The 6372-nt window shown below is 31.6% G+C and carries 5 protein-coding genes; all 5 read right to left on the minus strand.

Annotation, left to right across the window (positions count from 1 at the left end; all coding sequences use genetic code 11):
* Window positions 1-56: 56 nt before the first annotated feature.
* Window positions 57-2165 carry an N-acetylmuramoyl-L-alanine amidase gene (locus tag ACHZC3_RS08380; RefSeq protein WP_394759418.1) on the minus strand — a complete coding sequence of 703 codons (2109 nt, stop codon included), beginning with the start codon at window positions 2163-2165 and terminating at the stop codon, window positions 57-59.
* 5 nt (window positions 2166-2170) lie between these two features.
* Window positions 2171-3022, minus strand: a complete 852-nt coding sequence (locus ACHZC3_RS08385; RefSeq protein WP_394759420.1) for a TolB family protein — start codon at window positions 3020-3022, stop codon at window positions 2171-2173.
* Window positions 3023-3190: 168 nt separating this feature from the next.
* On the minus strand, window positions 3191-4375 hold the full coding sequence (locus ACHZC3_RS08390; protein ID WP_394759422.1) for a hypothetical protein: 1185 nt from the start codon (window positions 4373-4375) through the stop codon (window positions 3191-3193).
* A 229-nt stretch (window positions 4376-4604) separates the two neighbouring features.
* Window positions 4605-4991, minus strand: coding sequence for a DUF2809 domain-containing protein (locus ACHZC3_RS08395; RefSeq protein ID WP_394759423.1), 387 nt, complete (start codon window positions 4989-4991; stop codon window positions 4605-4607).
* A 5-nt stretch (window positions 4992-4996) separates the two neighbouring features.
* Window positions 4997-6372: L-serine ammonia-lyase (locus ACHZC3_RS08400; protein WP_394759424.1), on the minus strand; the 1376-nt coding region annotated here is incomplete at its 5' end.

Raw genomic sequence — 6372 nt, forward strand, 5'->3', positions numbered from 1 at the left:
AAAAAAACGGCTTCAAATTTTGAAGCCGTTTTACTTTGATAAAAAAAATCTAAAAACTATTTTTTAATAATTTTCTTATTGTATTCTTTACCATCAACACTTATTTTAATTAAATAAATTCCGCTTGGTAAATGATTAATATTGATTCCTTGATTGATAACTTCTTCAGATGAATTAAAGTTCTTGGTGTAAACACTTTGACCAGTTAAACTGAAAATAGTAATATCTAAAGCTTTGTTTAATACATTATCAATATTTAAAAAGAATTCACCTTCTGTAGGGTTTGGATAAACTGAGATTTCATTTTTAACAAAGATATTATTGCTAATTAACTCATCATTTTTAGAAATTGCAGTTACTGGTGTATTTGTTCCAGCTAGTAAACAACTAATTGCAGTAACTGTTCTTGTTCCGTTTGAGTTTGCCATAGTTCCTACACTATTTTTTGCAACCATAGAAAACGTATAAGTTAAACCAGCAGTAATTAAATAAGTGTTTAAAAACTGATTTCCTGTAACATCACTTGCGTAAAGATTTCCGTTTCTGTAAATATCGTAAGCTGTTGCTCCTGCTGAAGTGGTCCAAGTAAGGTTTATTCTACTGGTTGTTGTAGCGCAATCTGCAATAGTAGAAAGCGTAAACGTACCAGGAATACAACTTGTTGCTGTAACAGATAAAGTTCCGTTTGAATTTGTTGTTTGTCCAATAGTGTTTTTTGCTTTAACCGAATAAGTATAAACAGTTCCGCCAGTAATTAAATAACTATTGATGTATTGATTTCCAATTACATCAGCTTGGTAAAGAACTCCGTTTCTGTACACATCATAAGCCGTTGCATTTGCAGACGCAGTCCAATTTAATCGATTTTGACTTGTTGCAGAAGCACTACATTCTGAAGTAACTGTTAGTGTAAAGGATCCTGGTGTTGCACAGTTTATGGCAGTTACAGATAAAGTTCCGTTTGAATTTGCCGTTTGAGTTGCCGTACTATTTTTAGCTTTTACAGAATAAGTATAAGTAGTTCCAGCAACAACATTGGTTGTATTAATATAAGACGTTGTTGTTATGTTTGTATCCCATAAAATTCCATTTCTATAAATATCATAAGAAGTTGCATTTGCAGAATCTGTCCAAGAAAGATTAACTCTACTTGTTGTTGTAGCGCATTGAGGAGTTGCAGTTAATGTAAATGTTCCTGGAGTTGCGCAATTTAAAGCTGTTACTGATAAAGTTCCGTTTGAATTTGTTACTTGAGTTGTTCCTGTATTTTTAGCTTTTACAGAATAAGTATATATTGTTCCAGCAACAACATTAGTAGTATTTACATAAGTAGTAACTGTTACGTTTGTATCCCATAAAATTCCATTTCTATAAACATCATAAGAAGTTGCATTTGTAGAAGCTGTCCAAGAAAGATTAACTTGACTAACTGTACTAGTACATGCGGGCGTAACTGTAAGTGAGAATGTTCCTGGCGCAGCAACTGTTCCGTTGCAAGTCATGTTTAAATTTGATTTAAGCGCTGTAAAAAAGCCTAATGCATAATTATCTCTGCCAGTTTCACTTAATAATTTTGCTTTATTTGAGGCGTTATCAACAAATCCCATTTCGTTTAAACAAGCAGTTGTAGAACGACCAAAAATTCCTAAATTATTTCGATTAAAAGGAACTCCGCTATTTCTGCTTGTAACAGCTGCTTTAAGTGCTACTTCTGCCTGTACTTTTGTAGCATAAGCAGTATTAATAGCTGCACTTTCAGCGTTTGCAGTTAGTTCAGGATCAGTGCCATAAAAACTTTCTGTTCCGTTGGCCGTACTAGTTGCAGCTGCATCATTTGTTGCGTCACCATCAGCATTACAATGAATACTTAATAATCTATCTGCATTCCAGTTTTGGGCTTGCAATGCTCTTGCACTTACATTAGACCAACCATTTACATTTGTAGTTCTTGACATATGAACTATTACTGACGGACAACTATTTTGCAACAATGTTCTAACTTTTAATCCAACAGCTAGAGCACTTTCAATTTCTGTTGTTGTTCTTCCGTCTGGATTATCACTGGTACTTGTACCATAACCGTGTCCTGGATCGATATATATGACTTGAGAATTTGCTGCAAATGAAAATAAAATGGTAAATAAAAATATATATAATTGCTTCATGGGAATTAAAATTTAATTTGTGAAGTGAATATTTGGCCCGTTTTTCCGTCAGTAAAAATTATTCCGTTTGTGCCAAAAAAACTTGGATCACTTTCAAGTGAATTTTTTGTTTGGGTCATTTTTTTTGATTTGGAAGTAGTAACATCAAACAAATAAATATCTGAATTACTTACATCATGTCCATCAAGACTTTCACTTATAAATCCTAATAAATAGTTATCGTTCTTAGACCACGAAGTTGCAATTCCTTCACCTAATTTTGCTATTACTCCTGAACCATCAATATTGTATACAAAGAGGCTTGAACCCTCATGTAGAGCTACTTTTTTCCCATCATGGGATAAAGTAGCACTATAAAATTGACCTTCATTATTTGTAACAACCCATGATTTCATCGTGTTTAAATCAATAGCTTCAATTTTTAAAGTCCTAATGTTTGTATAAACAACAACATTACTTCCTTTTGTATTCCCTTTATAAGAAGGCAAATAATTATGATTAATGTTTACTTTTTCTGTCTTTTTAGTTTTTATAGTATAACTAAAAACTTCAGAATTCATAATATAACCATTTTCAGGTTTCACTTTATAAAAGAAAGTTTCACCATCATTTGCCCAGCTATAACCATAACCACTTCCTTCAGTTTTAGAAATTTGAGTTAGTTTTTTGGTTTTTACATTTAATAATGAAATTCCTTTTGATTGTTCGCCTGATACCAAAATAAATTCGCCATTTGGCGAAGGAATAGGATTGGCGAAACTGCCTTTAGTTTCAATTTTTTTAGTTTTAGATAGTTTTTGTGAAAAGCCATTAGTACTAATAATAGTTAATACTAATAGAATTAGAATTTTTTTCATGGTTTAGGTTAAATTGTTTAGATTATATCGCAAAGAATATAAAAATAGAATTAATAACCTAAATTATTTACTAACAATTCGTTAAGTGGTAAAATTGTACAGATGAAATGCGAAAAAGGAGGTTTTCAAAACTGAAAACCTCCTTTTTAAAAGTATAAAATATAGGATTTATCTTCTAAACTTATTCCTTGTAATTATGTCTTTTAATTTTGCTTTCAAATCTTCACCAGAATCATAAACCATCTGATCATTACTTGGAAATTGAACGGCACGTTTATTAAAATAAGGTAAATAACTGTCGTCGCAAGCACTTTTATCTCCGTTATAATTGGCATATATATGTTCAAAAACAAACTCACTTGTTACCGGGAAAGCTTCTATTAACTGATTGTTTCTAAAATCGATATAATCTACTTTTGCAATAACTTGACAAGATTTAAACTGCTTGAATTCATAAATATTAACTCGAATAGTTTTAAAATTATCTACTTTTATAGGATTTCCTATACTGTCTTTTACTACATTTCCATTAGTGTCTAAAAGTGTTTTTACTCCATCTTTCACCTGTTTTTCCTTGATAAATTCTTTCTCTTTAATTTGTTCTGGCGAAATATTTATCTGACGAAAATTGACTATTAATCCGTAGTCATAACTAATATTTTTTAGACGATTACTATGATAAACTGTCCATTTATCATTTAATCCGTACGTGCTAAAATCTAATAAATCATCTTGCAAGCGAGCAGGAATAATCATATTGGTTTGATTCTTAGTATACACACTTACAAAATCAGTACCTTTTTGTTGTGCTTCTTGTATCAATTTGCTTACATCTTTGTAACCAGGATTCAAATTTTCTAAATAAATTAAATCATCATAAGATTTACGATAATCCATTTTGTTATTTGATTTCAAAAGCTTTACTGCATTATCATATAAATATTTAGACAAGGCATTTTTGCTATTTACAATTTGGTCAGAATAAGTATCAAACGGGAAATAAGCACTACGTCCTTCTTTAAGTAATTGCAATGGCAACAATGGTCTAATCTTTTCTTGACGATTATTTAGTTGTAAATAGGCATTATAGATTCGTTCAAAATTTGCAGGATTTGCATCTTTAGCTAGCATATCAATGTTTCGTAAATCGCGATCTTTCGCTTTAGCAAATGCTTCTTCAAGCAAATACACATAATCTTGTTTTCCTTTGGCATCTTTCTTAGTACGTAACGATTCGACTGCACGATTTATAGCGCTATCATAATCACCATCACTAAGTAAAGATTGTGTTTTTTTTACACCACAAGAATAAACAATAAATAAAAAGGATAAGAGTAAAGTAATTTTTCTCATAATGGTAATTTTAATTAAACAAATATATTTTTTTTGAAACTATTTCCTGCTATGCATTTCAAACGAAGTTCACAGAACTCCAAATTTAATAAAATTCAAGTGAAGTAATCTTTTATTTTTTAAAGAAAAAACAAAAGGATTTACACTGCTATTAGGGCTATTTTGATAAAGGCAAACATCGAGCCAAAAAAACTCCAAAAACAGGTTTTAGGAGTTTAGTTTTTAACTATTATAAAGATAATTTGTCCTTTTTTTTTAAAATAATAAAGTCTAAAAAGCTTGAAAATACAATTCCTAATGTATAATAAACTAAATCACTCCAAATAAAATCCTGACCTAAAATATAATGCCCAAGTGAAGTTTTTCGAATAGAAACTATCCATTCTGCTCTATAAATTTGAAGAAATTCGATACAATAACAAAATAATAAAGCAAGAATTATAACTCTCTTTTGATTGTAATTCACGAAAAGAAAACACATTCCAAAATAAACCATTATAGCATATAAAATATCTCCAAAATAAGTTGGGATACCATCAATTTTTCTAGATACAATACCCAAAATGACTGTGAATATAATTAGTGTGAGATAAGAAAAACGATTGTTTTGAAGCATATAATTTAACAGTCAGCCATATTTACAGCAATAGCCAATCCGCCTTCAGAAGTTTCCTTGTATTTATTATTCATGTCTTTTGCCGTTTGCCACATCGTATTTACAACCTTGTCTAAAGGAACTTTGGCATTTTTTGGGTCAGTTTCCAGAGCTAATTCGGCAGCATTTATGGCTTTTATGGCTCCCATAGTATTTCTCTCTATACACGGAATTTGTACCAAACCACCAATAGGATCACAGGTTAATCCCAAATGGTGTTCCATAGCGATTTCAGCAGCCATAAGAACTTGCTCAGGAGTTCCGCCCATAAGTTCACATAATGCCGCTGCAGCCATAGCAGATGACACGCCAATTTCGGCTTGACAACCACCCATTGCAGCAGAAATTGTTGCGCCTTTTTTGAAAATACTTCCTATTTCGCCAGCAACCATCAAAAATTGCTTGATTTCCTTTTCTCCAGCATCATGGTTTTCTATTACTAAATAATACATTAATACGGCAGGAATTACACCAGCACTTCCATTAGTTGGTGCTGTTACAACTCGTCCTAACGAAGCATTTACTTCATTTACCGCAAGTGCAAAACAAGAAACCCATTTTAAGATTTGACGAAATTTGACTTCGGTTTTTCTAATACATTCCAACCATTCTTGAGGATTTGAGTAATTGGCTAATCCTATTAAGTTTTGATGCATATCAAACGCTCTTCGGCGAACATTTAATCCACCAGGTAAAATTCCTTCAGAATGACAACCTATATGCATACATTCTAACATCGTTTCCCATATTCGCATTAATTCTTTATCAATAATTTCTTCAGAACGCATCGATTTTTCGTTTTCGTAAACGATTTCTGATATCATTTTCTTTTCTGAAATACAATATTGTAATAATTCTTCTGCTAAATTAATAGGAAAAGGAAAGGCGTGTTTTATTTCAATTTTTTTCTTGGCATTTGCTCGTTCTTCTTTAACAACAAATCCGCCGCCAATAGAGTAGAAGGTAGATTGGTATTCTTTTTCATCGGAAGTAAATGCGGTAAATGTTAATCCATTGGCATGAAAAGGAAGAAAATTTTTATTGAAAACAATGTCTTGCAGAAAATAAAATGGAATAAGTTGTTTGTTAGCGAGATTTATTTCTTTTTTGTCTTCGATATTTTTTATAATTCCAGAGATATTTTCTACTGGAATGTATTCAGGATCTTGACCGCTAAGTCCTAACATTATTGCTAAATCGGTTGCATGACCAGTTCCTGTTAGCGAAAGAGAGCCATATAAATCTACTTTAACACGTATGGTTTTTTCTAAAATATTTCTTTCGGTTAATTCGCCTAAAAATCTTTCGGCAGCGCGCCAAGGACCAAGTGTGTGTGAGCTAG

The sequence above is a fragment of the Flavobacterium sp. genome (assembly GCF_043720215.1).
Taxonomy (GTDB): Bacteria; Bacteroidota; Bacteroidia; order Flavobacteriales; family Flavobacteriaceae; genus Flavobacterium.

What these genes read in the sequence shown, in the direction of transcription:
- ACHZC3_RS08380 (WP_394759418.1), bottom strand. Translation starts at nt 2,165, where the DNA reads ATGAAGCAATTATATATATTTTTATTTACCATTTTATTTTCATTTGCA.
- ACHZC3_RS08395 (WP_394759423.1), bottom strand. Translation starts at nt 4,991, where the DNA reads ATGCTTCAAAACAATCGTTTTTCTTATCTCACACTAATTATATTCACA.
- ACHZC3_RS08385 (WP_394759420.1), bottom strand. Translation starts at nt 3,022, where the DNA reads ATGAAAAAAATTCTAATTCTATTAGTATTAACTATTATTAGTACTAAT.
- ACHZC3_RS08390 (WP_394759422.1), bottom strand. Translation starts at nt 4,375, where the DNA reads ATGAGAAAAATTACTTTACTCTTATCCTTTTTATTTATTGTTTATTCT.